Annotated in this window: 26 protein-coding genes; 12 read left to right on the top strand and 14 right to left on the bottom strand. The window is 55.4% G+C overall.

Annotated features, from left to right (window positions below; translation table 11 throughout):
• Positions 1 to 14: 14 nt before the first annotated feature.
• From fadD to Electrica_RS09510, 4 genes are all read right to left on the bottom strand, one after another.
• Positions 15 to 1,700, bottom strand: coding sequence for a long-chain-fatty-acid--CoA ligase FadD (gene fadD, locus Electrica_RS09525; protein ID WP_141964352.1), 1,686 nt, complete (start codon positions 1,698 to 1,700; stop codon positions 15 to 17).
• Positions 1,701 to 1,907: 207 nt separating this feature from the next.
• Complete coding sequence (locus tag Electrica_RS09520) at positions 1,908 to 2,489, bottom strand: Slp family lipoprotein (RefSeq protein WP_131047793.1); 582 nt, start codon at positions 2,487 to 2,489, stop codon at positions 1,908 to 1,910.
• A 38-nt stretch (positions 2,490 to 2,527) separates the two neighbouring features.
• The gene (gene tsaB, locus Electrica_RS09515; RefSeq protein WP_141964351.1) at positions 2,528 to 3,223 is read right to left on the bottom strand and encodes a tRNA (adenosine(37)-N6)-threonylcarbamoyltransferase complex dimerization subunit type 1 TsaB; all 696 of its coding nucleotides are present in this window, start codon (positions 3,221 to 3,223) and stop codon (positions 2,528 to 2,530) included.
• Between the two features lie 67 nt (positions 3,224 to 3,290).
• Positions 3,291 to 5,201 carry an ATP-dependent DNA helicase gene (locus tag Electrica_RS09510; RefSeq protein ID WP_100682345.1) on the bottom strand — a complete coding sequence of 637 codons (1,911 nt, stop codon included), beginning with the start codon at positions 5,199 to 5,201 and terminating at the stop codon, positions 3,291 to 3,293.
• 131 nt (positions 5,202 to 5,332) lie between these two features.
• Between Electrica_RS09510 and Electrica_RS09505 the strand changes: the two genes are divergently transcribed.
• Positions 5,333 to 5,677 carry a RidA family protein gene (locus Electrica_RS09505; protein ID WP_100682344.1) on the top strand — a complete coding sequence of 115 codons (345 nt, stop codon included), beginning with the start codon at positions 5,333 to 5,335 and terminating at the stop codon, positions 5,675 to 5,677.
• On the opposite strand, the gene Electrica_RS09500 is transcribed toward Electrica_RS09505, so the two are convergent.
• On the bottom strand, positions 5,678 to 5,863 hold the full coding sequence (locus Electrica_RS09500; RefSeq protein ID WP_004863886.1) for a YoaH family protein: 186 nt from the start codon (positions 5,861 to 5,863) through the stop codon (positions 5,678 to 5,680).
• Positions 5,864 to 5,951: 88 nt separating this feature from the next.
• Here Electrica_RS09500 and pabB point away from each other — a divergent pair, with 88 nt between their 5' ends.
• The 4 genes from pabB (at position 5,952) to Electrica_RS09480 (ending at position 11,242) form a co-directional block, all read left to right on the top strand.
• Complete coding sequence (gene pabB / locus Electrica_RS09495; RefSeq protein ID WP_141964350.1) at positions 5,952 to 7,307, top strand: aminodeoxychorismate synthase component 1; 1,356 nt, start codon at positions 5,952 to 5,954, stop codon at positions 7,305 to 7,307.
• A gap of 3 nt (positions 7,308 to 7,310) precedes the next feature.
• The gene (locus Electrica_RS09490; protein WP_100682342.1) at positions 7,311 to 7,889 is read left to right on the top strand and encodes a CoA pyrophosphatase; all 579 of its coding nucleotides are present in this window, start codon (positions 7,311 to 7,313) and stop codon (positions 7,887 to 7,889) included.
• A 255-nt stretch (positions 7,890 to 8,144) separates the two neighbouring features.
• Positions 8,145 to 9,509: an L-serine ammonia-lyase gene (gene sdaA, locus Electrica_RS09485; RefSeq protein WP_100682341.1), complete on the top strand. Its 1,365-nt coding sequence runs from the start codon at positions 8,145 to 8,147 to the stop codon at positions 9,507 to 9,509.
• 122 nt (positions 9,510 to 9,631) lie between these two features.
• Entirely contained in the window at positions 9,632 to 11,242 is a 1,611-nt protein-coding gene (locus tag Electrica_RS09480) for an EAL domain-containing protein (RefSeq protein WP_131047790.1), read from the top strand.
• Positions 11,243 to 11,255: 13 nt separating this feature from the next.
• Here Electrica_RS09480 and yoaE read toward each other — a convergent pair whose 3' ends face one another.
• Positions 11,256 to 12,815 carry a CNNM family cation transport protein YoaE gene (yoaE, locus tag Electrica_RS09475; RefSeq protein WP_141964349.1) on the bottom strand — a complete coding sequence of 520 codons (1,560 nt, stop codon included), beginning with the start codon at positions 12,813 to 12,815 and terminating at the stop codon, positions 11,256 to 11,258.
• A gap of 446 nt (positions 12,816 to 13,261) precedes the next feature.
• Between yoaE and manX the strand changes: the two genes are divergently transcribed.
• The 5 genes from manX (at position 13,262) to mntP (ending at position 17,449) form a co-directional block, all read left to right on the top strand.
• Positions 13,262 to 14,230 carry a PTS mannose transporter subunit IIAB gene (manX, locus tag Electrica_RS09470; protein WP_100682338.1) on the top strand — a complete coding sequence of 323 codons (969 nt, stop codon included), beginning with the start codon at positions 13,262 to 13,264 and terminating at the stop codon, positions 14,228 to 14,230.
• 56 nt (positions 14,231 to 14,286) lie between these two features.
• Positions 14,287 to 15,087: a PTS mannose transporter subunit IIC gene (gene manY / locus Electrica_RS09465; RefSeq protein WP_100682337.1), complete on the top strand. Its 801-nt coding sequence runs from the start codon at positions 14,287 to 14,289 to the stop codon at positions 15,085 to 15,087.
• A 12-nt stretch (positions 15,088 to 15,099) separates the two neighbouring features.
• The gene (locus Electrica_RS09460; RefSeq protein ID WP_141964348.1) at positions 15,100 to 15,951 is read left to right on the top strand and encodes a PTS mannose transporter subunit IID; all 852 of its coding nucleotides are present in this window, start codon (positions 15,100 to 15,102) and stop codon (positions 15,949 to 15,951) included.
• A gap of 55 nt (positions 15,952 to 16,006) precedes the next feature.
• The gene (locus tag Electrica_RS09455; RefSeq protein ID WP_141964347.1) at positions 16,007 to 16,465 is read left to right on the top strand and encodes a DUF986 family protein; all 459 of its coding nucleotides are present in this window, start codon (positions 16,007 to 16,009) and stop codon (positions 16,463 to 16,465) included.
• Positions 16,466 to 16,882: 417 nt separating this feature from the next.
• Complete coding sequence (gene mntP / locus Electrica_RS09450) at positions 16,883 to 17,449, top strand: manganese efflux pump MntP (RefSeq protein WP_100682335.1); 567 nt, start codon at positions 16,883 to 16,885, stop codon at positions 17,447 to 17,449.
• A gap of 3 nt (positions 17,450 to 17,452) precedes the next feature.
• Here the strand turns inward: mntP and rlmA are convergent, their stop codons facing one another.
• The 6 genes from rlmA to mgrB form a co-directional block, all read right to left on the bottom strand.
• Positions 17,453 to 18,247 carry a 23S rRNA (guanine(745)-N(1))-methyltransferase gene (gene rlmA, locus Electrica_RS09445; protein ID WP_131047788.1) on the bottom strand — a complete coding sequence of 265 codons (795 nt, stop codon included), beginning with the start codon at positions 18,245 to 18,247 and terminating at the stop codon, positions 17,453 to 17,455.
• Positions 18,248 to 18,308: 61 nt separating this feature from the next.
• Positions 18,309 to 20,054, bottom strand: coding sequence for a peptidoglycan glycosyltransferase FtsI (ftsI, locus tag Electrica_RS09440; protein WP_100682333.1), 1,746 nt, complete (start codon positions 20,052 to 20,054; stop codon positions 18,309 to 18,311).
• A 191-nt stretch (positions 20,055 to 20,245) separates the two neighbouring features.
• Positions 20,246 to 20,455, bottom strand: a complete 210-nt coding sequence (gene cspE, locus Electrica_RS09435) for a transcription antiterminator/RNA stability regulator CspE (RefSeq protein ID WP_001062678.1) — start codon at positions 20,453 to 20,455, stop codon at positions 20,246 to 20,248.
• Between the two features lie 40 nt (positions 20,456 to 20,495).
• Entirely contained in the window at positions 20,496 to 20,612 is a 117-nt protein-coding gene (locus Electrica_RS09430; protein WP_049267871.1) for a DUF2627 domain-containing protein, read from the bottom strand.
• 636 nt (positions 20,613 to 21,248) lie between these two features.
• Complete coding sequence (locus Electrica_RS09425; protein ID WP_100682332.1) at positions 21,249 to 21,533, bottom strand: YebO family protein; 285 nt, start codon at positions 21,531 to 21,533, stop codon at positions 21,249 to 21,251.
• 74 nt (positions 21,534 to 21,607) lie between these two features.
• Entirely contained in the window at positions 21,608 to 21,751 is a 144-nt protein-coding gene (gene mgrB / locus Electrica_RS09420) for a PhoP/PhoQ regulator MgrB (protein WP_002911375.1), read from the bottom strand.
• 159 nt (positions 21,752 to 21,910) lie between these two features.
• On the opposite strand from mgrB, the gene Electrica_RS09415 reads away from it, so the two are divergent.
• Complete coding sequence (locus Electrica_RS09415; RefSeq protein WP_004863927.1) at positions 21,911 to 22,150, top strand: YobH family protein; 240 nt, start codon at positions 21,911 to 21,913, stop codon at positions 22,148 to 22,150.
• A gap of 64 nt (positions 22,151 to 22,214) precedes the next feature.
• Here Electrica_RS09415 and kdgR read toward each other — a convergent pair whose 3' ends face one another.
• A complete protein-coding gene (gene kdgR / locus Electrica_RS09410; RefSeq protein ID WP_100682331.1) occupies positions 22,215 to 23,006 on the bottom strand; it encodes a DNA-binding transcriptional regulator KdgR in 792 nt (263 codons plus the stop codon).
• A gap of 177 nt (positions 23,007 to 23,183) precedes the next feature.
• Between kdgR and Electrica_RS09405 the strand changes: the two genes are divergently transcribed.
• Complete coding sequence (locus tag Electrica_RS09405) at positions 23,184 to 24,557, top strand: MFS transporter (RefSeq protein ID WP_131047786.1); 1,374 nt, start codon at positions 23,184 to 23,186, stop codon at positions 24,555 to 24,557.
• Positions 24,558 to 24,633: 76 nt separating this feature from the next.
• Here Electrica_RS09405 and htpX read toward each other — a convergent pair whose 3' ends face one another.
• On the bottom strand, positions 24,634 to 25,515 hold the full coding sequence (gene htpX, locus Electrica_RS09400) for a protease HtpX (RefSeq protein WP_004863936.1): 882 nt from the start codon (positions 25,513 to 25,515) through the stop codon (positions 24,634 to 24,636).
• Positions 25,516 to 25,572 lie beyond the last annotated feature (57 nt).

Here is a 25,572-nt window from a genome sequence, read left to right as displayed (position 1 = left end):
GACTCTCGTATACCTTAGGCTTTATTGTCTACTTTAGCGCGGGCTTCGTCACGCAGTTCTCGCCGTAAAATTTTACCCACGTTGGATTTCGGCAGTTCATCACGGAATTCAACCAGTTTCGGTACTTTATATCCGGTCAGCTGGCGGCGGCAGAAGGCGATCAGCGCCTCTTCGGTCAGCGTCGCGTCTTTCTTCACGACGAAAATCTTCACCGCTTCACCGCTGCTGCCCGACGGTACGCCAACGGCAGCCACCTCCTGCACGCCCGAATGCTGCATCACCACATCTTCGATTTCGTTCGGATAGACGTTAAACCCGGAGACCAGAATCATATCTTTTTTGCGATCGACGATGCGCAAAAAGCCTTCATCATCCATCACCGCAATATCGCCGGTATGCAGCCAGCCGTTTTTGATGATCTCTGCGGTCGCATCGGGACGCTGCCAGTAGCCCAGCATCACCTGCGGCCCTTTGACACACAGCTCTCCGGGCATGCCCGTCGGCACGTCATTATCATCATCGTCCACCAGCTTCGCTTCGGTCGACGGAACCGGCAAACCGATGCTGCCGCTGTGATAGTCAATATCATGCGGGTTAACGCTGACCAGCGGCGCGCACTCCGTCAGGCCATAGCCCTCCAGCAGATACTGTCCGGTGAGCTTAACCCACCGCTCGGCCACCACCTGCTGCACCGGCATACCGCCGCCAGCGGAAAGATGCAGAGAGGAGAAATCGAGCTGCTGAAACTCTTTGTTGTTGAGCAAGGCGTTGAATAGCGTATTGACCCCGGTCATCGCGGTAAACGGGTATTTTGCCAGCTCTTTCACCAGCCCCGGGATATCACGCGGGTTGGTAATCAGCAGGTTCTGGCCGCCGAGTTCAATGAACAGCAGGCAGTTCATGGTCAGCGCAAAAATGTGATACAGCGGCAGCGCCGTCACGACAAACTCTTTCCCACGATGCAGCAGCGGCCCGTAGGTGGCATTCACCTGTTCAAGGTTAGCCAGCATATTGCGGTGGGTGAGCATTGCCCCCTTCGCCACGCCGGTGGTGCCGCCGGTGTACTGCAGGAAAGCCAGATCTTCACAGACAATGTCGGGTTTAACGTACTGCATACGGTAGCCGGCGTGCAGCGCGCTGCGAAAAGAGATGGCATCAGGGAGGTGATATTTCGGCACCAGGCGCTTGATGTACTTCACCACGAAGTTCACCAGGGTGCCTTTGGCCGTTGAGAGCTGATCGCCCATCCGGGTCAGGATCACATGCTTCACCTGGGTTTTCCCGACCACTTTCTCCAGGGTATGGGCGAAGTTGGAGACGATTACAATCGCCGTCGCCCCGCTGTCATTGAGCTGATGTTCAAGCTCGCGCGGCGTATACAGCGGATTGACGTTCACCACAATCATCCCCGCGCGCAGAATGCCGAAGAGCGCGATGGGATATTGCAACAGGTTAGGCATCATCAGCGCGACGCGATCGCCCTTCTGCAACCCCAGCCCCTGCTGGAGATAAGCGGCGAATGCCCGGCTGCGCTCCTCCAGCTTCCGGTAGGTCATTACCTCGCCCATGTTGATAAACGCCGGTTGGTCGGCATAGCGCGTGGTGGCATGTTCAAATAATTCAACCAGGGATTGGTAGCGGTCAGGATTGATCTCCGCCGGAACATCGGCGGGATAGCGGTTTAGCCAAACCTTTTTCACTGCATCACCTCTGAAATAGTTATTCGTCGTCATCACAGCCCCTGATCAACAAACATTCTGTTAACATTATATTAACTCAGCGTACCAGTTTATTAATTAGCCGTTTTACAGGTTGCGAAGCGCGTCACTATTTATTTTTCTTATCAGTCCAAAAATAAAGAAACAGCGGACAAGCCGCTGTTTCTTTTAGCTTACAAAACTACAAAATCATTCAGTTACAACACTTCTGACTTCCGCAGGGCCCGGGTTGTACCAGCCCCAACTGCCATAACCGTAACCCCAGGGGCGCGGGCCGAGCATCCACGGGTCGATAGGCTGCGGCGGCATAACCACCTGCTGCACTACGTTCCAGCGTTTATAGCCAGTGGCATTCATCAGCATAAATTTGTACGGCGTGCTGCCGACTTTACCGTCCACGACGCCGGTAATCGGGCCAACGACGGTCACCAACTGGCCGCGGAAATCAACCGGGTCGAGGAAGCCGTTCACATCGGCGAAGATGCGCCCGCGTGACGCTTCGTTCAGCTCAGGCCGCGCGCCGCTGTCCAGCGTAACGGTGGCGATTTCCAGACGGGTTTTACCCTGTTGATTCTGGATGTTGACGACTTTACCGCCGAAGCGGGCTTCCTGGCCAACATAGAGCTGCGGCGCCGCCATGACCCGAACTAAATCTTGCTGCGGCGTCGGGCTGGAGCCTTTAATCACATCCGGCACCGACACGCATCCACTTAACGCGACGGCAACGGCGCCCGCTAATAACCAACGTACTGCTTTGTTTTGACCCGCCATGATGCGACTCCTTCTCTCAGTCTTATGTTTACTGAGATTCATCCCCGGCCAGGAAGTTTCTTCCACGCCACGTCGTTACGCAAATAAACCGGTTCGGCCTGGTCTACGGCTACGATTTTCCTGGCGGCCAGCAGGTAGCAGGCCAGCGGCAGCATGTCTTCCGCCGCCGGTAGCATCACCTCGCCGTCGGTTAAGACCAGCGTAGTCTCCTGCGCCAGGTCGGGCCAGGCTTGCCAGCCGGTCCCTACCGTTGCCCAGCTGCCGTCCAGCTGTTGCAGACGTTCGCGAACGGCGTCAGGCTTCAGTACCGCTTCGCTCTCTTCGCCGTGCCAGACGCCCTGCTCATCGCGCTGGTATTCAGCCCAGTACACTTCGCCCATTCGGGCGTCGATGGCCGCCAGTACGCGGGTTGCGCCGGTTTTACGCCATGCGCCCTGCGCCATGGTGGCCAGGGTCGATACGCCAATCATCGGCAGTTCAGCCCCCAGCGCCAGCCCCTGAGCAATGCCTATGCCAATGCGCACGCCGGTAAAACTGCCAGGTCCGCGGCCGAAGGCCAGCGCATCCAGATCGCTCAGTGAGACATTGCTTTCGTTCAGGACATCCTGCACCAGCGGCAGAATACGTTGGGTATGTTCACGGGGACAAATTTCGAAATGAGCACAAAGGGTGCCATCATTCCACAGCGCCGCGGAGCAGGCCTCCGTGGCGGTATCGATAGCCAAAATTCGCATGAGTTGTCGCGCTCTCGCTCTAGCAGATTGACAAAATGGCGCGCAGCTTACCACATTTTGCGCCAGATTACCTCGCTGGCGGCACGGCGAGGAAACGCACCGCCCGGCGGATATCGCGGGTTCGCGGCGCTGGCGGCAGACTGGCGAGGAACACGGCGCCATAGGGACGCATCACCAGCCGGTTGTCGCAAATTACCAGCACCCCGCGATCGTCGATATCGCGGATCAGGCGCCCGACCCCCTGTTTCAGCGTAATGACCGCATCCGGTAGCTGGACTTCGTCAAACGGATCGCCGCCGCGCAGGCGACAGTCTTCCATTCGCGCTTTCAGCAGCGGATCGTCCGGTGAGGTAAACGGCAGCTTATCGATAATCACCAGCGATAGCGCATCGCCGCGCACATCCACCCCTTCCCAAAAGCTGCTGGTCGCCACCAGCAGAGCGTTGCCGGCGCTGACGAACTGCTGTAACAGCTGCCCTTTACTGGTTTCACCCTGTAACAGAACCGGTAAGGTCATGGTGGCGCGGAACTGCTCCGCCAGATCGCGCATCATCGCGTGCGAGGTGCACAGCATAAAGCAGCGGCCGTCGTTAGCTTCAATCAGCGGTTTGAGCATCGCGGCCAGATGTCGCGCGGCGCCGGGCTGATTCGGCAGCGGAAGGTTGCGCGGCACGCAGAGCAGCGTCTGATGTGCGTAATCGAACGGGCTGGGCAGCAGCAGCGATTCCGCCTCTTCGATGCCAAGGCGCGCGGTGAAATGCCGAAGATCGTCGTTGACCGACAGCGTTGCGGAGGTAAAAATCCAGCTCCCCGGCTTCTGCGCCATCACCTCTTTAAATTTTTCGGCCACCGTCAACGGCGTCAGCGCCAGGGTAAAGTGGCGGGAAGTGCATTCATACCAGTAGCTGAAGCCCGGCTGGTTGATCTCTTTCAGTCGCTTCAGTCGCGCCCGGTAGAGCGTCGCGCGTTCAAAGGCGGCATCCAGCAGCGCCGAGCGTCCCAGAGACAGTTTTGCCACGTCATAGCACAGCTCCAGCGCATCATCGAGCAGCAGCAGCGCCCGCTGAATGTTGCTGTCCGCCAGCAGATCGCGCAGGTTGCCGCGATAGCCGGGCTCGCCGAGCTGCAGGCGGAAATCCTGCGCGCTCTGGGCCAGCCGGTCGGCGCATTTTTGCAGCTGCTGGGTATCTTTTAGCTCGGTGCGGTAGGCGATAGTGATGTCTTTCGCCAGATCCAGCAGCTGACGACTGGAGAGCGACTGGCCAAAATACTGACTGGCGATATCCGGCAGCTGATGGGCTTCATCGAAGATCATCACTTCCGCTTCGGGGATCAGCTCGGCGAAACCGCTCTCTTTCACCACCATATCGGCAAGAAAAAGGTGGTGGTTAACCACCACCACGTCGGCATCCATCGCCTTTTTACGCGCTTTGACGACGAAGCAATCTTTGTACAGCGGGCAGTCGCTGCCGAGGCAGTTATCATTGGTGCTGGTCACCAGCGGCCAGGCCTGAGAGTCTTCGGCGACGCTGACGCAGGTGCTGATATCGCCATCGGTGGTTTGATTAGACCAGGATCGCAGCAAAATGACGTCGCTCAGGGTTTGCACCGGCAGATCGCCGCCGGCCAGAGCCTGTTGTTCAAGACGCTCAAGGCACAGGTAATTGGACCGCCCTTTCAGCAGCGCCAGCCTGCCGGTGAAATTCAGCGCTTTGGCCACCGTCGGCAGGTCGCGGCTGTACAGCTGATCCTGCAACGCTTTCGAACCGGTTGAGATGATCACCTTTTTGTTGGCGCGCAGCGCCGGCGCCAGGTAGGCGTATGTCTTCCCGGTACCGGTCCCGGCTTCCACCACCAGCGGCCGCGCCTCTTTTATGGCGTGGGTCACCGCCACCGCCATCTGGCGCTGCGGTTCGCGTGGTTTAAATCCCGGAATCGCGTTGGCCAGTTGGCCATCTGCTGCAAAATCGTCGATCACAATGCCCCCTGGTTATTTGGACAGTGATTATGTCAGGGAGGGCGTCGTTTCACCAGCCCGGGTAGTGACGTGGGCAGAACATTATGGCAGTCTTGCCGCTGTCTGATGGAATAAAACCGAAGGAAATGAAAATGACAATTACGCGTATCGATGCGCAAGCCCGCTGGTCAGATGTCGTCATCCACAACCAGACCCTTTACTACACCGGCGTACCGGCCAACCTGGATGCGGATGCCTGTGAGCAAACCGCGAATACCCTGGCGCAGATTGACGCCGTGCTGGAAAAACAGGGTAGCAACAAGTCGCGTATTCTTGATGCCACCATTTTCCTCGCGGACAAAAGCGATTTTGCCGCCATGAATAAAGCCTGGGACGCCTGGGTAGTCGCCGGTCACGCCCCGGTACGCTGCACCGTTCAGGCCGCGTTGATGAAGCCTGAATACAAAGTCGAAATTAAAATTATCGCCGCGGTGTAATTACTCGTCTTCGTCTTCATCTTCAAAGCGCGCTACGATCCGGTCACCGGTATGCGTGGCGCGCAGTTCGCTCGCGACCAGCGCAATAGCTTCACCGCTACTCATCCCGTTAGCCATCAGCTCCTGAATACGTTCTACCGCTTTTTGCTGCTGCTCGTGGCTCAGCGAAGGTAAACCTGCAAACATGACTCACTCCTGCTACATTGTGTGGCGTAATTATTTCATGCCGCCCGCCTGATTTTCCAGAGGACGGTGACGATTAGGATCGAGGAAGATGTTGTCCCCCGCTATTATTACCCTGCCATGGCACCCGGATGCTGCCGAGCGTTACTTTACTCCTTTAAGCACAGCCCCGTGGGCAATGCTGCTGCATTCTGGTTTTGCTGACCATCCGCATAACCGTTTTGACATTATCGTCGCCGATCCGCTCATGACGCTGCTGACCCACGGCGAGACAACCGTGGTGGATGACGGCCAGACCCAGAGCCGTTCCACGGCCGACCCACTGGCGCTGTTGCAGACACAGCTGGATCGCTGCGGGTTAAAGCCGCAGGCCCATCCCCATCTGCCGTTCCTCGGCGGCGCGCTGGGGTTATTCGGCTACGATTTGGGACGCCGTTTTGAATCCCTGCCCGCTTACGCCGCCGCGGATATCGCGCTGCCGGATATGGCCGTCGGTATCTATGACTGGGCGCTGATTGTCGACCACCAGCGCGGCGAAGTGTCGCTGCTCAGCTATGGCGATCCGCACGCCCGCCTGCGGTGGCTGCAGGCGCAGTGTGCCGCGCCAACCGCCCCGTTTGCGCTGACGTCCGCCTGGCGCTCCAATATGAGCCGCGAACAGTATGGCGAAAAATTTCGTCAGGTGCAGGCCTGGCTGCACAGCGGCGACTGCTATCAGGTCAACCTGGCTCAGCGCTTTCAGGCCAGCTACTGCGGCGATGAGTGGCAGGCATTTTGCCAGTTGAACCGCGCCAATCGCGCGCCGTTCAGCGCCTTTATTCGTCTGCCGGATGGCGCCGTACTCAGCCTTTCGCCGGAACGTTTTATCCGGCTTCACCAGGGCGAGATTCAGACCCGCCCGATTAAGGGCACGCTGCCGCGTCTGGCCGATCCGCAGCAGGACGCCCGCCAGGCTGAGAAGCTGGCCCGTTCGCCTAAAGATCGGGCGGAGAATTTGATGATTGTCGATCTGATGCGCAATGATATCGGTCGGGTTGCCGAAGCCGGCAGCGTACGGGTCCCGGAGCTGTTTGTAGTTGAGCCGTTCCCGGCGGTACACCATCTGGTGAGTACCATTACCGCCCGGCTGCCGGAACATCTGCACGGAAGCGACCTGCTGCGTGCGGCTTTCCCCGGCGGGTCAATTACCGGCGCGCCCAAAGTGCGGGCGATGCAGATAATCGATGAGCTCGAACCGCAGCGCCGCAATGCGTGGTGCGGCAGTATCGGCTATCTGAGCCTGTGTGGCAATATGGATACCAGTATTACTATTCGCACGCTGACGGCCTGGCAGGGTCAGCTGTACTGTTCCGCTGGCGGCGGCATCGTGGCGGACAGCGAAGAAGCGGCCGAATATCAGGAAACGTTTGATAAAGTTAATCGAATTTTGCAACAACTGGAGAGCTAGAACATGGCGGATGGCGCCCTTGAGCTGGACGACTTTCTTTCCCGTTTTCAATTACTGCGCCCGCAGCCCTCGCGCAATGCGCTGAATCAGCGTCAGGCGGCGGTGCTGGTGCCTATCGTTCGTCGTCCGCAGCCGGGGCTGCTGTTGACCCAACGCTCGCCGCGGCTGCGCAAACACGCCGGTCAGGTTGCCTTCCCCGGCGGCGCCGTGGATGCTACCGATGCCACGCTGATTGCCGCCGCACTGCGTGAAGCGCAGGAAGAGGTCGCCATTCCCCCCGAAGCGGTCGAGATTATCGGCGTGCTGCCGCCGGTAGACAGCGTGACCGGCTTCCAGGTCACGCCGGTGGTCGGCATCATTCCGCCAAATCTCCACTATCACGCCAGCCAGGATGAGGTCGCCGCTGTGTTCGAGATGCCGCTCGCTGAAGCGCTGCGTCTGGGGCGCTATCATCCGCTGGACATTCACCGCCGGGGCAACTCGCATCGCGTCTGGCTGTCGTGGTATCAGCACTATTTTGTCTGGGGAATGACCGCCGGCATTATTCGCGAGCTGGCGCTGCAAATCGGGACTAAACCTTAGTTTTCTTCATTATGCCTGAGGCGGCTGAAATTCCGGCCGCCCCCTCATTTCAGCCCGGTCGCCATCCCGGCCATCGGGCGGTGTATTTCGGGTATATACTCAAAATGAGAATGCGCTCTCAGCATTAGTAAATTCACCGTTATCCATTAGTTTAATTCATGTGAATAGTTAAGCTGATGGTTCGGTTCCCTCTTACACTATGCGCAGTTATCACATCGTTACCGCCGCTGCGGTAACCCTGTCAGGAGTATTATCGTGATTAGTATATTCGACATGTTCAAGGTGGGGATTGGTCCCTCATCTTCCCATACTGTAGGCCCGATGAAGGCCGGGAAACAGTTCGTCGATGACCTGGTCGAAAAGGGATTGCTTAATGAAGTGACCCGCGTGGCAGTCGATGTCTACGGCTCACTTTCATTAACCGGCAAAGGCCACCATACGGATATCGCCATTATTATGGGACTGGCGGGCAATCAGCCTGATACGGTCGACATTGACGCGATACCGGCATTTATCCGCGACGTTGAAACCCGCGGACGTCTGCTGCTGGCGCAAGGGCAGCATGAAGTGGATTTCCCGGCGGATGACGGCATGCGTTTTCGTAGCGACAATCTGCCGCTGCACGAGAACGGTATGACGATTCATGCCTGGACGGGCGACAAAGAGATCTACAGCAAAACGTACTACTCGATTGGCGGCGGTTTTATCGTCGACGAAGAGCACTTCGGCAAAGAAAGCACCGACGAACTGTGCGTGCCTTACCCGTTCAAATCGGCGCAGGAGATGCTGGCCTGCTGCAAAGCGACCGGGCTGTCGCTCTCCGGTATGGTGATGCAAAACGAGCTGGCGCTACACAGCAAAAAAGAGATTGAAGACTATTTTGCTCACGTCTGGCAGACCATGCGCGCCTGTATCGATCGCGGGATGAACACCGAAGGCGTGCTGCCCGGCCCGCTGCGAGTCCCTCGTCGCGCCTCTGCCCTGCGTCGACTGCTGGTGGCCAGCGACAAGCTGTCAAACGACCCGATGAATGTCGTTGACTGGGTGAATATGTTCGCCCTGGCCGTGAATGAAGAGAATGCCGCCGGCGGACGCGTGGTGACGGCCCCGACAAACGGCGCCTGCGGTATCGTCCCGGCGGTGCTCGCCTACTACGATCACTTTATCGAATCGGTCAGCCCGGATATTTATATTCGCTACTTTATGGCGTCCGGCGCCGTGGGTACCCTGTACAAGATGAACGCCTCTATTTCTGGCGCGGAAGTCGGCTGTCAGGGCGAAGTGGGCGTGGCCTGCTCCATGGCAGCCGCCGGTCTTGCCGAACTGCTTGGCGCCAGCCCGGAACAGGTTTGTGTCGCGGCGGAAATCGGGATGGAGCATAACCTGGGTCTCACCTGCGACCCGGTGGCCGGCCAGGTTCAGGTTCCGTGCATCGAACGCAACGCCATTGCCTCAGTGAAGGCGATCAACGCCGCACGTATGGCCATGCGTCGTACCAGCGAACCGCGCGTCTCTCTCGATAAAGTTATTGAGACCATGTATGAGACCGGTAAAGACATGAACGCCAAATATCGCGAAACTTCTCGCGGTGGTCTGGCGATCAAAGTTCAGTGTGACTAAACTCTCCCCATAGAATGCGCCCTTCCGGGCGCATTTTTCTCTGTTATTTATTTACACCCACTACACTTGCTCAATGGCGGTTGTTATTCTACTCATCACATAGAGTCGACAGGGTGTCGCGCATGCAAAATGCACAAAAGGTCATTTCGACATACCGTCGTAAGCGGGTTGTCATTTGTTTAATTGTTGCGCTCCTGACGTTGACGACCACGCTGGTGGTCCGATTTATTTCACAGCGTAGTTTAAATCAGCAGCGTGTCCAGATGACCACCAATAAAATGGTGGTGGCGATGGATAAAATCTTACGCCCGTTGGCGGAGCAACAGCTTTCGTTGCTTCAGCTGGTGGGGCAACCTTGCCAGGATGTGCGTCTGCCGCTGCGTAAACTGGCGGCCTCGCTACAGACCGTGCGTTCAATCGTCCTGGTTAAATCGAGTATTCTCTACTGCTCCAGCATCTTTGGCGACCGCAATGTCGCTATTCATAAGCTGCAACCCGAGCTGCCAAACCAGCAGGCGCTGCTGACTTTTTCAACCGATAACACGCTGCTGGTCGGCTCTCCGGTCTTAATTCAATGGTATCCCTCCGTTTTCAATAGCGCCGACGGCGTGATGATGATCATCAATATTGAGCTACTGGGAGAGTTAATTCTCAACGCAAAATCACCGTTGATTACCGGTGTTGGACTGAACGTCGGTGCAAAGAGCTTTATCAGCGGGACCGGGGTGGTGGATCACCCGGCGCTTCCCGGCGAGTCCGTGATATACCGTCAACATTCGACGCAGTTTCCTTTTACCATCAACGTCAGCGGTCCCGGCGCTTCAGCGCTTGCTCTTAACGAACTGCCGGGCGAACTGCCGCTGGCGCTGATCCTGAGTTTACTGATGACCGGAATCGCCTGGCTGGCGACCGCGGGCAGGATGAGTTTTTCCCGGGAGATCAGCCTCGGCATCAGCGCCCGCGAATTCACGCTGTGGTGTCAACCGTTGAAAGACCTGCATTCGGAAAAATGCACCGGCGTCGAGATTTTGCTGCGCTGGAACAATCCGCGGCGGGGAAACATCTCGCCGGATGTGTTCATTCCGATCGCCGAGGGCTACAACCTGATCGTTCCCCTTACCCGCTATGTCATTGCCGAAACCGCACGCCAGCTGTCGCTATTCCCCCATGATAAACATTTTCATATTTCGATTAATGTCGCGGCCCGCCATTTTGCCGATGGCGAACTGCTGCGCGATCTGCATAAACTCTGGTTCAGCGCCTACCCGGTGCAGCAGCTGGTCGTCGAACTCACCGAGCGGGACGTACTTCAGGACGGCGATCACCACATGGCGGAACATCTGCATTTCAGGGGGGTATATCTGGCTATCGATGACTTTGGCACCGGCAACAGCTCGCTCTCATGGCTGGAAAAACTGCGGCCTGACGTGCTGAAAATAGATAAATCCTTTACCAGCGCTATCGGTATCGACAGCGTGAATGCCACGGTAACGGATATGATTATTGCGCTGGCGCACCGGCTGAATATTGTGACGGTGGCAGAAGGCGTGGAGACCCCGCTGCAGGCCGAATATTTACGGCACCACGGCGTTGATATCCTGCAGGGATTTCACTATGCCAGGCCGATGCCGGTTGAAGACTTCCCGCAGTGGCTGGCCGCCCGGCGTCAGATCGAGGCGATGAGGGATAATAAAACCGGCCGATCTCCCGAGGAGACCGGCCGGTCAGTCTGAGCAAACCGGAAGGTTACTCTTCTTCCTGGTTGTCAGGCACCGTTTTTACTACCCGTACCAGATCGACGCGATAGGCGTTCGCTTCCATAACGGTAAACTGCAGCGGCGCCCGCTCAACAACATCGCCGGTACGCGGGATATGACCGTTTACCGCAATCACCAGCCCGGCAACCGTGGCGATGTCTTCGTCTTCATTGACGAGGTCATCGAGCCCCACAGCTTGCTGTAAAGCGTGCAGATCGGCTGATCCTTTAATCAGCCAGCCGTCGCCATCGGCAACGATTTCCGGCGTCTCATCGGCATCCGGGAATTCACCGGCGATAGCTTCGAGGACATCCAGCGGCGTCACCAGCCCCTGCACCACGCCAAACTCGTTAGTCACAATGACGAAGCTACCGCGGGCACGACGCAGCACACCCAGCAGATTGATAGGGTCCAGCGTTTCCGGGACCACGATTGCCGGCGAAGCCGAGGCTAATGCCGCGACGTTCTCACCGGCCTCCAGCGCCACCAGCATCTCTTTGGCCCGCACGATACCGATGATTTCATCCAGCTCGCCCCGGCACACCGGGAACAGGCTATGCGGCGAAGAGAGCAGCTGGCGGCGAATTTCTTCTTCGCTCTGCTCCGCGTTCACCCAGCTGATTTCCCCCCGCGGCGTCATAATGCTGCGCAATGAACGCTGCGCCAGGGTCAGGACGCCGTTAATCATATAGCGTTCTTCTTCCGCAAATGCTCCTTCCGGGACCGGAACCGGCGCCGGGCTCTCGCCATCGTGGCTCACGGCGTGCTGTTTGCGCCCGCCCATCATGCGCAGAATAGCGTCAGCCGTGCGTGCGCGTAACGGCAGCGTCGACTGGTGACGAATAAAGTTACGTCGTGCTATCTGGTTGAAGAACTCAATGGTTATCGAGAAGCCAATAGCGGCGTACAGATATCCTTTCGGAATATGGAAACCGAAGCCTTCAGCCACCAGGCTCAGGCCGATCATCAGCAGGAAGCTCAGACAGAGCACCACGACCGTCGGATGCTGGTTCACAAAACGGGTCAGCGGCTTCGAAGCCAACAGCATCACCGCCATCGCAATCACCACTGCCGCCATCATCACCGGCAGATGGTTAACCATCCCGACCGCAGTAATCACGGCATCCAGCGAGAATACGGCGTCAAGTACGACGATTTGTAATACCACCACCCAGAAACTGGCATAACCTTTACCCTGTCCGGCATCGTGCTGGCGGTTTTCCAGCCGCTCATGCAGTTCCGTGGTCGCTTTAAACAGCAGGAATATCCCCCCGAGCAGCATGATGAGATCGCGCCCGGAAAAAGAGAGATCCGCAATGCTGAACAGCGGTTTGGTTAAGGTCACCATCCACGAAATGACCGACAGCAGCCCCAGACGCATAAACAGCGCCAGCGACAGGCCGATCAGACGGGCTTTGTCCCGTTGTTTCGGCGGCAGTTTATCCGCGAGGATGGCGATAAAGACCAGGTTGTCGATACCGAGCACGATTTCGAGGACGACCAGCGTCAATAAACCGACCCAGATAGAGGGATCCATTAAGAATTCCATGAGTTACTCCAGTTAACGACAGACGGAGTCATCGCGATGTCACGCACGGCAGAGACAATCGTTGCGGGTACAAAAGCGTAGCAGGTAGCGGCGGCAGAAAAATGCCAGAAGGTGAAAAGACGTCGATGAGGGTCCATACAGCGGGCTATGCCCTATACTCCTGAGTAATTAAACGGAAGCTAAACATAGCAAAAAATGGAGAAAGATTGGAAAAAACTTTACCAGTCTTTGCAATAAGTAAGGCTATTTTTGCGCTGCGAAATTATTAGCCGCAGATGCGTGATTAACGGATCTTCATCACATTAATTATTTTTTCACTATCTAAAATAATTCGCGGTAGTAATTATTTTATATCTTACACCCTCACTGAATCGATTTTGTTCGCAAGAGTGATTCAGGATGTATCACCACAGATGATGCATTCACGATAATAAAGGAGGTAGCAAGTGACGATTGCTATTGTAATAGGCACACATGGTTGGGCTGCAGAACAACTGCTGAAAACCGCAGAAATGCTGTTGGGCGAGCAGGAAAACGTTGGCTGGATCGATTTCGTTCCGGGTGAAAACGCCGAAACGCTCATTGAGAAGTACAACGCACAGTTGGCAAAGCTGGACACAACTAAGGGCGTGTTATTTCTCGTCGATACGTGGGGAGGTAGTCCATTCAATGCCGCCAGCCGCATTGTCGTCGATAAAGAACATTACGAAGTGATTGCTGGCGTTAACATTCCGATGCTGGTCGAAACGCTGATGGCGCGCGACGACGATCCTTCTTTCGATGAACTGGTGGCTCTGGCGGTGGAAACCGGCCGTGAAGGCGTGAAGGCGCTGAAAGCGAAGACGGAGGAAAAAGTCGCTCCGGCTCCGGTTAAAGCAGCGGTCAAAGCGGCAGCTCCAGCAAAACCCATGGGGCCAGACGACTACATGATTATTGGTCTGGCGCGTATTGATGACCGTCTTATTCATGGTCAGGTGGCCACCCGCTGGACCAAAGAAACCAACGTGACCCGCATTATTGTCGTGAGTGATGAAGTGGCGGCAGATACCGTGCGCAAAACATTACTGACTCAGGTTGCTCCTCCGGGCGTGACGGCCCACGTTGTCGACGTTGCGAAGATGATTCGCGTCTACAACAACCCGAAATACGCAGGCGATCGCGTCATGCTGCTGTTTACCAACCCTACCGACGTCGAACGTATCGTTGAAGGCGGGGTGAAAATCACTACCGTCAATATCGGCGGCATGGCTTTCCGTCAGGGTAAAACGCAGGTGAACAACGCCGTTTCGGTCGATGAAAAAGATATTGAAGCATTTAAAAAGCTGAATGCCCGCGGTATTGAGCTGGAAGTGCGTAAAGTGTCCACCGACCAGAAACTGAAAATGATGGACCTGATTGGCAAGGTAGCGAAATAACCTTGCGGATCGCGCCCCCGTTTTCAACTTAAGACTTAATCAACAGGAGAAGTACAATGGAGATTACCCTTCTTCAGATTGTGCTGGTGTTCATCGTCGCGTGTATTGCGGGTATGGAGTCGGTACTTGATGAATTTCAGTTCCACCGTCCTCTGGTCGCGTGTACGTTGATCGGCGCCGTTCTCGGCGATATGAAAACCGGTATCATCATCGGTGGTACCCTGGAAATGATCGCTCTGGGCTGGATGAACATCGGTGCGGCGGTTGCGCCGGATGCCGCGCTGGCTTCCATCATTTCTACCGTTCTGGTTATTGCGGGTCATCAGGGTATCGGCGCCGGTATCGCACTGGCTATCCCGCTGGCAGCAGCAGGCCAGGTTCTAACCATCATCGTTCGTACCATTACCGTAGCCTTCCAGCATGCGGCAGATAAAGCGGCGGAGAATGGCAACCTGACGGCGATTTCGTGGATCCACGTCTCTTCGCTGTTCCTGCAGGCGATGCGTATCGCAATCCCGGCCGTCATCGTGGCTATCTCCGTCGGAACCAGCGAAGTTCAGGGCATGCTGAATGCGATTCCTGAAGTGGTCACCAGCGGTCTGAACATCGCCGGCGGCATGATCGTGGTCGTCGGTTACGCGATGGTCATCAACATGATGCGCGCAGGCTACCTGATGCCGTTCTTCTACCTTGGCTTCGTCACCGCGGCATTCACCAACTTCAACCTGGTTGCACTGGGGGTGATTGGCGCGGTAATGGCTATCCTCTATATCCAGCTGAGCCCGAAATACAACCGCGTTGCGGGTGCGCCAGCGCAGGCTGCTGGTAATAACGATCTCGATAACGAACTGGACTAACAGGTGAGCGAAATGGTTGATATGACTAAAAATACCACCGAGAAAAAACTCACTCCGAGTGATACTCGTGGCGTGTTCATTCGTTCTAACCTGTTCCAGGGGTCATGGAACTTCGAACGTATGCAGGCGCTGGGCTTCTGCTTCTCTATGGTACCGGCTATTCGTCGTCTGTACCCGGAGAACAACGATGCGCGTAAGCAGGCCATTAAACGTCACCTGGAGTTCTTTAACACTCACCCGTACGTCGCAGCGCCCGTTCTGGGCGTAACGCTGGCGATGGAAGAGCAGCGTGCCAACGGTGCCGAGATCGATGATGGTGCCATCAACGGTATCAAAGTTGGTCTGATGGGGCCGCTGGCTGGCGTCGGCGACCCGATCTTCTGGGGTACCGTGCGTCCGGTATTTGCGGCATTGGGTGCCGGTATCGCGATGAGCGGCAGTCTGTTAGGCCCGCTGTTGTTCTTTATTCTGTTCAACGCCGTCCGTCTGCTGACCCGTTACTACGGCGTAGCATACGGTTACAGCAAGGGTGTTGATATCGTTAAGGATATGGGCGGCGGCTTCCTGCAGAAACTGACCGAGGGGGCGTCAATTCTCGGCCTGTTTGTGATGGGGGCGCTGGTTAACAAGTGGACGCATGTGAACATTCCGCTGGTGGTGTCAAAAATCACCGGTTCAGATGGTCAGGTTCACGTAACGACCGTGCAGACCATCCTTGACCAGCTGATGCCGGGCCTGGTGCCTCTGCTGCTGACCTTCGCCTGTATGTGGCTGCTGCGTAAGAAAGTTAACGCCCTGTGGATTATCGTCGGCTTCTTCGTCATCGGTATCGTCGGCTACGCTATCGGCCTGCTGGGCCTGTAATAATCCTGTTATCCGCCGGGGGCTTGCCCCCGGCTTTTTTTTCACTGGAGGATAGATGACAATCACGGATCTGGTGCTGATTCTGTTTATTCTTGTTCTGCTGGCGTTTGCCATTTATGACCAGTTTATTATGCCCCGCCGCCACGGCCCGCTACTGCTGGCTATCCCCCTGCTCCGCCGCAGCCGCGTTGACGGGATAATCTTCGTCGCTCTGACCGCTATCCTGATTTATAACAACGTCATCAGTCACGGCGCGCTCATCACCACATGGTTATTATCTGCGCTGGCGTTAATGGGCTGGTATCTGTTCTGGATCCGGACGCCGAAAATCATCTTCAAACCAACTGGTTTTTTCTTCGCCAATATCTGGATTGAATATAAGCGAATTAAAGCAATGAATTTATCGGAAGATGGCGTACTGGTGATGCAATTAGAACAACGGCGCTTGCTTATTCGTGTACAAAACATCGACGACCTGGAAAAGATATACAAACTTCTCGTTTCAACTCAGTAAGTTATAAATATAGCCAGCGCTATATTTCAGCGATTTCTGGCAGATGGATATATAGCCGTGGCTATATTCCGTCTGCGCACTTCACTTATATTTATTAACGAATTATTCACGCATAAAACCAAATGAAAATCGTTATCATTTGGTTATTGAAATAAATAAATCCTGTTATTGTTTTATATTCTGAAAATATGTTAAGGTTGCGCCCGTCGTTGGGGAGTAGCCGGTTTCCTGCCTGCCAGGAAATGTACGTGTCAACATACTCGTTGCAAAACGTGGCACGTACGGGTTGAAGAAGGTATTCAATCAGGCGAGACCATAGACACATTACCGCTATACGCAACACCCGGCTCGTGGGCTGCGTATATCTACTGGGGGCGGTGATGTGTCATATGGATTTTCCCCGGTCAGGACGCAATCATGAACATCTCCGCTACCATTCTTCTTGCCTTTGGCATGTCCATGGACGCCTTCGCGGCCTCTATCGGTAAAGGCGCTACCTTACACAAACCTAAGTTCTCCGAAGCGCTGCGCACCGGGTTAATTTTTGGCGCCATCGAAACGCTCACCCCGCTTGTCGGCTGGGGAATGGGGATGCTCGCCAGCCAGTTCGTGCTGGAGTGGAATCACTGGATCGCGTTCGTGCTGCTGGTCTTTCTCGGCGGACGTATGGTCATTGAAGGTTTTCGCGCAACCGAAGATGAAGCAAGTGAAGCGCCTCGCCGCCATGGTTTCTGGCTGCTGGTCACCACCGCCTTCGCCACCAGTCTCGATGCGATGGCCGTCGGCGTCGGCCTGGCGTTCCTGCAGGTGAACATTATCGCCACCGCGCTGGCTATCGGCTGCGCGACGCTGGTGATGTCGACGCTGGGGATTATGGTCGGGCGATTTATCGGCCCGCTGCTGGGCAAACGGGCCGAAATTCTTGGGGGTATTGTCCTGATAGGTATCGGCGCCCAGATTCTCTGGAGCCATTTCGCCGGCTAATTCTCAGGCCTCACGCTGCCAGCAGTGGATCATAAAATCGGTCTGGCAGCGGAAAGTCGCCTGCGCGCGCAGCGTTTCACGCACCGCTGGCTTCGCCCGCCACGCGAATGGCGTCATCTGCAACAACGCTTCCGCCTCGGACCCGGTCAGCTGCATCGGATAGGCCAGCTGCTGCTGCTGGTTTAATGTAAAACCGGCCATCTGTTCATGATTTTGCTCATGCAGACGCACCTCGTCATAAATCAACCCTTTCAGCTCCAGCAAATGACGCGGTCCCGGCGTGGCGGTAATGACCCAGCCGCCGGGCCTGACCACCCGCGCCAGCTCCTGCGCGTTACAAGGGGCGTAGATTCGGACCACCGCATCAAGGCTGGCATCTTCGAACGGCAGACGCTGGCTCGATGCGACGCAAAAATTGACCTGCGGATAGCGTCTGGCCGCCGCGCGAATAGCCGACTTTGAGACATCCAGCCCCCAGCAATGAGCGGCGATGGCGGCAAACGCGTGGGTGTAATACCCTTCCCCGCAGCCGATATCGAGCAGACGCTCAGGCGCGGCGACGCAGAGAAAGTCGCGGATCGCGTCACGCAGAGGCTGATAGTGGCCCGCATCGAGAAATGCCCGCCGCGCCTGCATCATCTCCGCGCTATCGCCCGGATCGCGAGACCGCTTAAACTGCACCGGCAGTAAATTGACATACCCCTCTTTCGCCAGATCGAACTGGTGCCGCTGCGGGCAGATATAGCTGTTATCGCGGCGGGAAAGCGGCGCGTGGCAAAGTGGGCAACTGTATGACATGACAACTCCGGTGTCGCTGAAAGGGCGAAAGTGTAGCGCTATTCGCCCTTTCAGACCACTGTTACAGCGCCGGCGGCGCGGCATCACCGTTATGCATCACAATCAGATTTTCCGAGCCTTGCGGCATACCGTCCGGCAGCACATTTTCCAGCCGCAGCACATCGCCCATGATCTGGCTAAAGACCGGTGCGGAAACCGCCCCGCCATAATAGGCACCATTGCTGGGATCGTTAATCACCACCACCAGCGCAAATTGCGGACGGCTGGCGGGCGCCACGCCTGCGGTATACGCCACATATTTATCGATATATTTACCGTCGGGACCGATTTTTTTCGCGGTCCCGGTTTTCACCGCAATGCGATAATCGCGCACCGCCGCCTTGGTGCCGCCGCCGCCCGGCAGCGCCACGCTCTCCATCATATGCTCCACTTCATGCACGATGCTTTCCGGCATCACCTGCGTCCCGATGACCGGCGGATCGATGCGGGTAATCGAGAGCGGTCGCTCAATACCGAAACCGCCGATAGTGGCATAAACGTGTGCCAGCTGCAGCGGGGTCACCATCAGGCCATAGCCGAAGGAAAAGGTCGCGCGGTCCAGCTGGCCCCAATAGCGCCGTTGCGGCATCAGCCCGGCGCTTTCGCCGGTCAGCCCCAGCCCGGTCGGGTCGCCAAAGCCAAACGCTTTATAGGTATCGATCAGGTGTTGCACGGGCATAGCCAGCGACAGATGCGACACGCCGATATCGCTGGATTTTTGCAAAATACCGGTCAACGACAGTTCGGGATAATAGCCAACATCGCGAATACGGTGACCATCAAGCACAAAGGGGTGGGTATCCACTACGCTGTCCGGCTGCACAATCCCCTGCTGTAGCGCCGTCATCACCACCAGCGGTTTGACCGTCGAGCCCGGCTCAAAGGTATCGCTGATGGCGCGATTGCGAAAATCATCCAGTTTGGCGTCGTCACGGTTATTGGGATTGAAGTCCGGATAGCTGGCCATCGCCATGATCTCGCCGGTATCAATCTTAACCAGTACCGCTGCCCCCGATTCCGCCTTATTCCAGTTTACGGCGTTATCCAGCGCATCTTCGGTGACCGTCTGCAGGCGCTCATCGATACTCAGCTGAATATTATGCGCAGGCACTGCCGGCATCTCGGTGATATTTTCGATCACGTGACCATGACGATCTTTACGCACCAGCCGGCGCCCCGGCTTTCCGGTGAGCTGAGCATTAAAGCTTTTTTCAATCCCTTCAATGCCCTGGTTATCGATATTGGTAAATCCCAACAGGTTAGCCGCCACGTGCCCGGCAGGGTAAAAGCGGCGCGACTCATCACGCAGGTTAATCCCCGGCAGGTGCAGCTTGTCGATCCATTCGGCCTGTTCCGGGTTAACCTGGCGGGCCAGATAGATAAACCGCATATGCGGATGGCTCTCAACGCGTTTGGCCAGATCGCTCAGATTGAGGTGCAGCGCCTCCGCCATCCCCTGCCAGCGCGGGCCATAGCCGACGCCGCCCTTTTGCATAATGGTTTGCGGGTCGGCCCAGATGGCGCTCACCGGCACGCTAACCGCCAGCGGGCGGTTCTCACGATCGCTGATGGTTCCACGCTGCACATCGATGGGTTCTTCGCGCAACGAGCGCATATCTTCTTGTTTGACAAGGTTATCTGGAGAAATTATTTGTAGCCAGGCCACCCGCCCCAACAGTATTCCGAGACAACCGAGAATCGCCACGCACAACAGCCCAAAACGAAGAGGGGTGAAATGAGCAACTGACTTATTTTTGTACTTTAGCACCGTAGCTCCAGCATTATATTGCAACCCTCTGATTTAACAGAAAATCAGCACAACAGAATGCGAAACTATGCGAATAAGGATGTTGTTTTGCAACAAAGCGCGACGGAAGGGGAAAAATGGACATATTTTGCAATAAAGACTAAAAAGCCCCGCAGAGGCGAGGCTTTTCTTACAAGATGAGTGGTCTTGAATCAGATAGCAGTAACGTTAACTGCAGCCGGACCTTTCTGGCCGTCCTGAATTTCGAACTCAACGTTCTGGCCTTCAGCCAGAGTTTTGAAGCCATTACCCTGGATAGCGGAGAAGTGTACGAACACGTCTTTGCTGCCATCAGCCGGAGTAATGAAACCAAAACCTTTAGACTCGTTGAACCACTTAACTTGACCTTTAATCTTTGCCATTTGCAAAATTCCTTAGACTGTTTTCTTCGCCCACAGGCGCTTACATAGATAAAACTGACACGTTACTGCATGAGGCACTAATATAAGGTTCGGCAGAGAAGCGGTATTCAACGACAACGTGTTTACTCAGGACTTCTTTACTGAAAATGCCACACATAAACAGAACTGTACCTCGTTTAACCCGAAAGGTGTTATCACATACAACGTAAATAATGGCAAGCCATTTTTAAACGTGTCTCGATCCTTCGCACAAATTATAAGGGAATCATTTGATCACCTGCACATTTATGCGTCTTTACCGCCGAGGGCTACCCTTGCCGCTGCCACGGGATTCGCTCTATCGCCAACCCTATGGTTGCAACTTTTTTTACCCTAGCTCAACAACTTCGCTTCGTCCAGACAACGGGCTATTCTGCCAGCGCATTTCAGCAGCCAGGGTCAGGGCCGGTGCATAATGATGCGTATAAAAGGTCATATCTATAGTCGAAATTTCGCTTAAATTCTGCGGAGGTAGAGATATAAAATTGTCACACGATTACGTTATAAATATTATTTATATTACAATTCAAACATGAAGCATTCATGACGATATTTTTTCATCAGACAATTAAAACAGATTGTTATTATTTAATTTGAATAACTAAAAAATCAATGGCGTCAATAGCCAGAATTGGGAGCAGGGACACATTCAGCGTGCGAGGAAGTGTAACAAAACGATCGGAAAGGATAAGAAAAAGTTATAGAGCCCCATTGATCCAGGTGCACACCGAGGCGGTGCACACCTGTCAGTCAGTTACCGTTCGGCGACGAGACGGATAAAGTCGTCATCGTCTTTCTCTCCCGCCGAAGTCTTAGTAACCTCTTCTTTCTCAGGCTCATTGGCTTCACAGAGACGGCGCAGCAGCGCATTTTGCCGCTTTTGCTGGTCCAGTAACGCCTGCAGCAGTTCAATCTGCGCGTTGGTGCGCGAGCTTGCGCGATTAACAAAAAACCATAACAACAAACCGACAAGCAGCAGCACGACGGACAGTGCCAGCGATGCCAGATTTAAGAACCCAGGATTCAGTAACTCACTCATTTCACCACCTCAAAGAGAAGGCGTACATTCTACCACTCGCGCAGCAGAAGGAAATCGGTCGTCAGAAAAATGTCTTACCAGGGGATAAACTTGTTGATTGTGCAGATGCCGCTGAAAAACTGTACATCTTGATCGCACATTACGTTAAGCATCTGAGTCCACAGCAACAAACAGCCCGCTATGATGACTATCAGCAAAACCCAGCGTAATTTTTTCACTCCATTCTCCGCATCAGTATCAGATGGTTCCAGGATAACATGAGCATCTTAAACCGTGGCTAACTGTAATACGAAAGACAAGTTTAGGAATCATAGACTTGTTTCAAGACGTGTAGCTGGCAAAATAAACTCAGGGATAACGCAAACTATGAGGCAACAATGCGATTAATCATTCGTTCCATTGTCGTACTGGCTATTGTATGGATTGGGATATTATTGAGCGGCTATGGCATTCTGATTGGCAGCAATGAGAACGCTGCGGGGCTGGGGCTTCAGTGTAAATATCTGACGGCTCGCGGCACCAGTACCGCACAATATGTTCATTCTGATAGCGGTATTATCGGTGTTACCGACTGCCCGATTTTACGTAAAAGCGAAACCGTTATCGATAAAGGTTGATGCATAAACGCGATAGCGGGAAACGCATCCCCGCTGTCGCTCAACCGACCAGACCGCCATTCGGTCAGAATGGATAGTCGTTATACCCCATCTGCTCAGAAATCTTACGCGCCGCCGTGTGCAACATTGCCACGTATTCACTCAGACGCTCTTCGGAGAAACGCAGCGTCGGGAAGGAGATGCTCAGGCCCGCAATCACTACGCCAAAGCGGTCGAAAACCGGTACGCCGATGCAGCGCAGCCCTTCTTCCTGCTCTTCATTATCTTCGCCGTAGCCCTGCTGACGAACCTGATCCAGAACGCCCAGCAGCGCTTGCGTACTGGTAATGGTCCTCTCGGTGCTACGTTTGTATTCCACGCCTTCAAGAATCTGCTCAACTTCAGCGCGATCGCGCCACGCCAGCAGCACCTTACCAATAGCGGTGCTGTACAGCGGGTTACGGCGGCCAATGCGTGAGTACATCCGCAGGTTGTACATGGAGTCGATTTTGTGGATATAGACGATGCTGTCTTCATCCAGCGCCCCCAGGTGGATCGTCTCTTTGGTCAGCCGCGAAAGCTCGCGCATCTGGATGTCGGCGCTGCGGACCAGATCGACATTCTGTAGCGCACGCGCGCCCAGTTCGAACAGCTTGAGCGTCAGCGAGTATTTCTCAGATTCGCCTTCCTGCGCCACATAGCCCAGCGATTTCATGGTTTGCAAAAAGCGATAAACGGTGCTTTTTGACATCATGACGCGCTGGGACAGTTCGGTAATGCCAATTTCACGCTCTTCGCCAAGCGCCTGCAGAATGCCAAAAACCTTCAATACCGAAGAGACAGAATCTGGCTGTTTATCCAAATCTGCAACTGCCATTTATCACCTCATCGTAACTGTTTTATAAAAATCAGAACCGGTTTTTATTATAAATTCGCATCGCGCCCCTCGCAATCGTTCTTCTGCTCATTCGTTACAAATCTGCGACATACAGCTGAATAATCAATGCTAAAATCATTACTCAGAGAATAATTACCATCAAGAAGCATATTCAACATGGATAAAAATATTTCCGATGGCCTGCCTTTGCCGCAGCGCTACGGCGCAATGCTGACCATCGTTTTAGGGCTGGCCATGGCGGTGCTCGACGGCGCAATAGCCAACGTGGCTCTGCCGACTATCGCCACCGATTTAAACGCTTCACCGGCGGCGTCAATCTGGATTGTCAACGCCTACCAGATAGCCATCGTCATTGCCCTTCTGCCGCTCTCTTTTCTCGGTGATATGTTCGGCTATCGACGTATTTATAAAATCGGCCTTGCGCTGTTTACTCTCACTTCGCTCGCCTGCGCGCTTTCCCATAGTCTACAGATGCTGACGCTGGCCCGCGTCGCGCAGGGCCTTGGCGGCGCCGCGCTGATGAGCGTCAATACGGCGCTGATCCGGCTGATTTTCCCACAGCGTTTTCTGGGGCGCGGCATGGGGATTAACTCCTTTGTGGTGGCAGTTTCATCAGCCGCCGGTCCCACCATTGCGGCGGCGATTCTCTCGGTCGCCTCCTGGCAATGGCTGTTTTTTATTAATATCCCACTCGGGATTGTGTCGCTTATCCTCGCCCTGCGTTACCTGCCGGCGAACGTTGGCCGGAGTAAAATCACTCGCTTCGATCTCCCCAGCGCCATCATGAATGCGCTGACGTTTGGCCTGTTGATCACCGCTCTCGGCGGTTTTGCCCAGGGCCAGTCGGGACGGGTCGTGCTTGCGGAAGTGGTCGCGATGCTGGTCATCGGTTTTTTCTTTGTGCGCCGCCAGCTGCAGATGCCGGTCCCGCTGTTGCCGATTGATCTGCTGCGCATCCCGCTGTTTTCCCTTTCTATCTGCACCTCCATTTGCTCATTCTGCGCGCAAATGCTGGCGCTGGTTTCTCTGCCCTTCTTCCTGCAATCGATGATGGGCCGCAGCGAAGTCGAAACCGGCTTGCTGCTGACGCCATGGCCTCTGGCTACTATGGTGATGGCGCCGCTGGCGGGTTATATGATTGAGAAAGTGCACGCGGGATTACTGGGGGCCATCGGCCTGCTGGTGATGGCCTGCGGTCTGTTTGGCCTCGCGCTGTTGCCCGCGTCGCCCTCCGATCTGGATATTATCTGGCGCATGGCGCTGTGCGGCGCCGGTTTTGGCCTGTTCCAGTCGCCGAACAACCATACCATCATCTCTTCCGCCCCGGGCCATCGCAGCGGCGGTGCCAGCGGAATGCTGGGGACCGCGCGTCTGCTTGGTCAAAGTACCGGCGCAGCGCTGGTTGCCCTGCTGCTTAACCTGCAGGGCAACAGCGGCACCCACAGCGCCCTGCTGCTGGCCGGTGGACTGGCGGTGATTGCCGCCGCCGTCAGCGGGCTCCGCGTGACTCAGCCTCGACCGGTACAGTAGCCGCTCTCGCCACGCTGCGGCCATAAAAAAATCCGCTGCCCGAAGGTCGCGGATTTTTTATCTACTCTGCCACACGTTACTTCAGGTATTCACCGCTGCGCAGCGCTTCAATACGTTTATCCAGCGGCGGGTGCGTCATGAACAGTTCACTCATCGACTTCGCCTTGCCGTTAATGCAGAACGCCATCATGCTGCTGGCTTCCTGCGGCTCGTAGCTGGTTTTCAGGCGCTGCAGCGCGGCAATCATTTTCTCACGGCCAACCAGTCTGGCAGACCCGGCATCGGCGTGGAATTCACGGTAGCGCGAGAACCACATGGTAATAATGCTGGCCAGAATACCGAACACCAGTTCCAGCACGGTCGCTACGGCAAAGTAAATCAGCGGGTTGCCATTGCTGCTTTCACTGTCATCCCGGTTTCCGCCCAAAAAGCCGGCGGCAATCTGCGCGATAACACGCGAGATAAAGATAACGAAGGTGTTCACTACCCCCTGAATCAGCGTCATCGTGACCATGTCGCCGTTGGCGATGTGGCTGATTTCGTGGGCGATGACCGCTTCAGCTTCGTCACGACTCATGTTTTGCAACAGCCCGGTGCTTACGGCGACCAGAGAAGCATCGCGGCGTGCGCCGGTGGCAAACGCGTTGATATCCGGCGCGTGGTAGATAGCAACCTGCGGCATGCCGATACCCGCCTGCTGCGCCTGCTGCGCGACGGTGTTCATCAGCCAGCGTTCTGTTTCATTGCGCGGCTGCTCAATGACTTCCCCACCTACGGATTTCAGCGCCATCCATTTCGACATCATCAGCGAAACGATCGAACCACCAAAACCAAAAAGCAGCGCCATGATCAGTAACCCGGTCATGCTGCTTGACTGAATTCCCGTCAGGCTTAACACCAGCCCGAATACCACCATCACTGCCAGGTTGGTCAACAGGAAAAGCGCGATTCGCATCATAATTTTCTTTTAACCTCGATTTAACAAAACGCACTATGCGATTACCCATATCGTATG

The sequence above is a fragment of the Klebsiella electrica genome (assembly GCF_006711645.1).
GTDB classification, from domain to species: Bacteria; Pseudomonadota; Gammaproteobacteria; order Enterobacterales; family Enterobacteriaceae; genus Klebsiella; species Klebsiella electrica.
This window is presented reverse-complemented; position numbering and strand designations above follow the sequence as displayed.

Coding starts and splice junctions, on each gene's coding strand:
- tsaB (WP_141964351.1), bottom strand. CDS start 3,223: ATGCGAATTTTGGCTATCGATACCGCCACGGAGGCCTGCTCCGCGGCG.
- Electrica_RS09460 (WP_141964348.1), top strand. CDS start 15,100: ATGGTTGATATGACTAAAAATACCACCGAGAAAAAACTCACTCCGAGT.
- Electrica_RS09490 (WP_100682342.1), top strand. CDS start 7,311: ATGGCGGATGGCGCCCTTGAGCTGGACGACTTTCTTTCCCGTTTTCAA.
- pabB (WP_141964350.1), top strand. CDS start 5,952: ATGTTGTCCCCCGCTATTATTACCCTGCCATGGCACCCGGATGCTGCC.
- rlmA (WP_131047788.1), bottom strand. CDS start 18,247: ATGTCATACAGTTGCCCACTTTGCCACGCGCCGCTTTCCCGCCGCGAT.
- htpX (WP_004863936.1), bottom strand. CDS start 25,515: ATGATGCGAATCGCGCTTTTCCTGTTGACCAACCTGGCAGTGATGGTG.
- Electrica_RS09405 (WP_131047786.1), top strand. CDS start 23,184: ATGGATAAAAATATTTCCGATGGCCTGCCTTTGCCGCAGCGCTACGGC.
- Electrica_RS09520 (WP_131047793.1), bottom strand. CDS start 2,489: ATGGCGGGTCAAAACAAAGCAGTACGTTGGTTATTAGCGGGCGCCGTT.
- manY (WP_100682337.1), top strand. CDS start 14,287: ATGGAGATTACCCTTCTTCAGATTGTGCTGGTGTTCATCGTCGCGTGT.
- Electrica_RS09415 (WP_004863927.1), top strand. CDS start 21,911: ATGCGATTAATCATTCGTTCCATTGTCGTACTGGCTATTGTATGGATT.
- cspE (WP_001062678.1), bottom strand. CDS start 20,455: ATGGCAAAGATTAAAGGTCAAGTTAAGTGGTTCAACGAGTCTAAAGGT.
- Electrica_RS09480 (WP_131047790.1), top strand. CDS start 9,632: ATGCAAAATGCACAAAAGGTCATTTCGACATACCGTCGTAAGCGGGTT.
- yoaE (WP_141964349.1), bottom strand. CDS start 12,815: ATGGAATTCTTAATGGATCCCTCTATCTGGGTCGGTTTATTGACGCTG.
- Electrica_RS09425 (WP_100682332.1), bottom strand. CDS start 21,533: ATGAGTGAGTTACTGAATCCTGGGTTCTTAAATCTGGCATCGCTGGCA.
- Electrica_RS09500 (WP_004863886.1), bottom strand. CDS start 5,863: ATGTTTGCAGGTTTACCTTCGCTGAGCCACGAGCAGCAGCAAAAAGCG.
- Electrica_RS09455 (WP_141964347.1), top strand. CDS start 16,007: ATGACAATCACGGATCTGGTGCTGATTCTGTTTATTCTTGTTCTGCTG.
- Electrica_RS09430 (WP_049267871.1), bottom strand. CDS start 20,612: ATGTGTGGCATTTTCAGTAAAGAAGTCCTGAGTAAACACGTTGTCGTT.
- kdgR (WP_100682331.1), bottom strand. CDS start 23,006: ATGGCAGTTGCAGATTTGGATAAACAGCCAGATTCTGTCTCTTCGGTA.
- Electrica_RS09505 (WP_100682344.1), top strand. CDS start 5,333: ATGACAATTACGCGTATCGATGCGCAAGCCCGCTGGTCAGATGTCGTC.
- mntP (WP_100682335.1), top strand. CDS start 16,883: ATGAACATCTCCGCTACCATTCTTCTTGCCTTTGGCATGTCCATGGAC.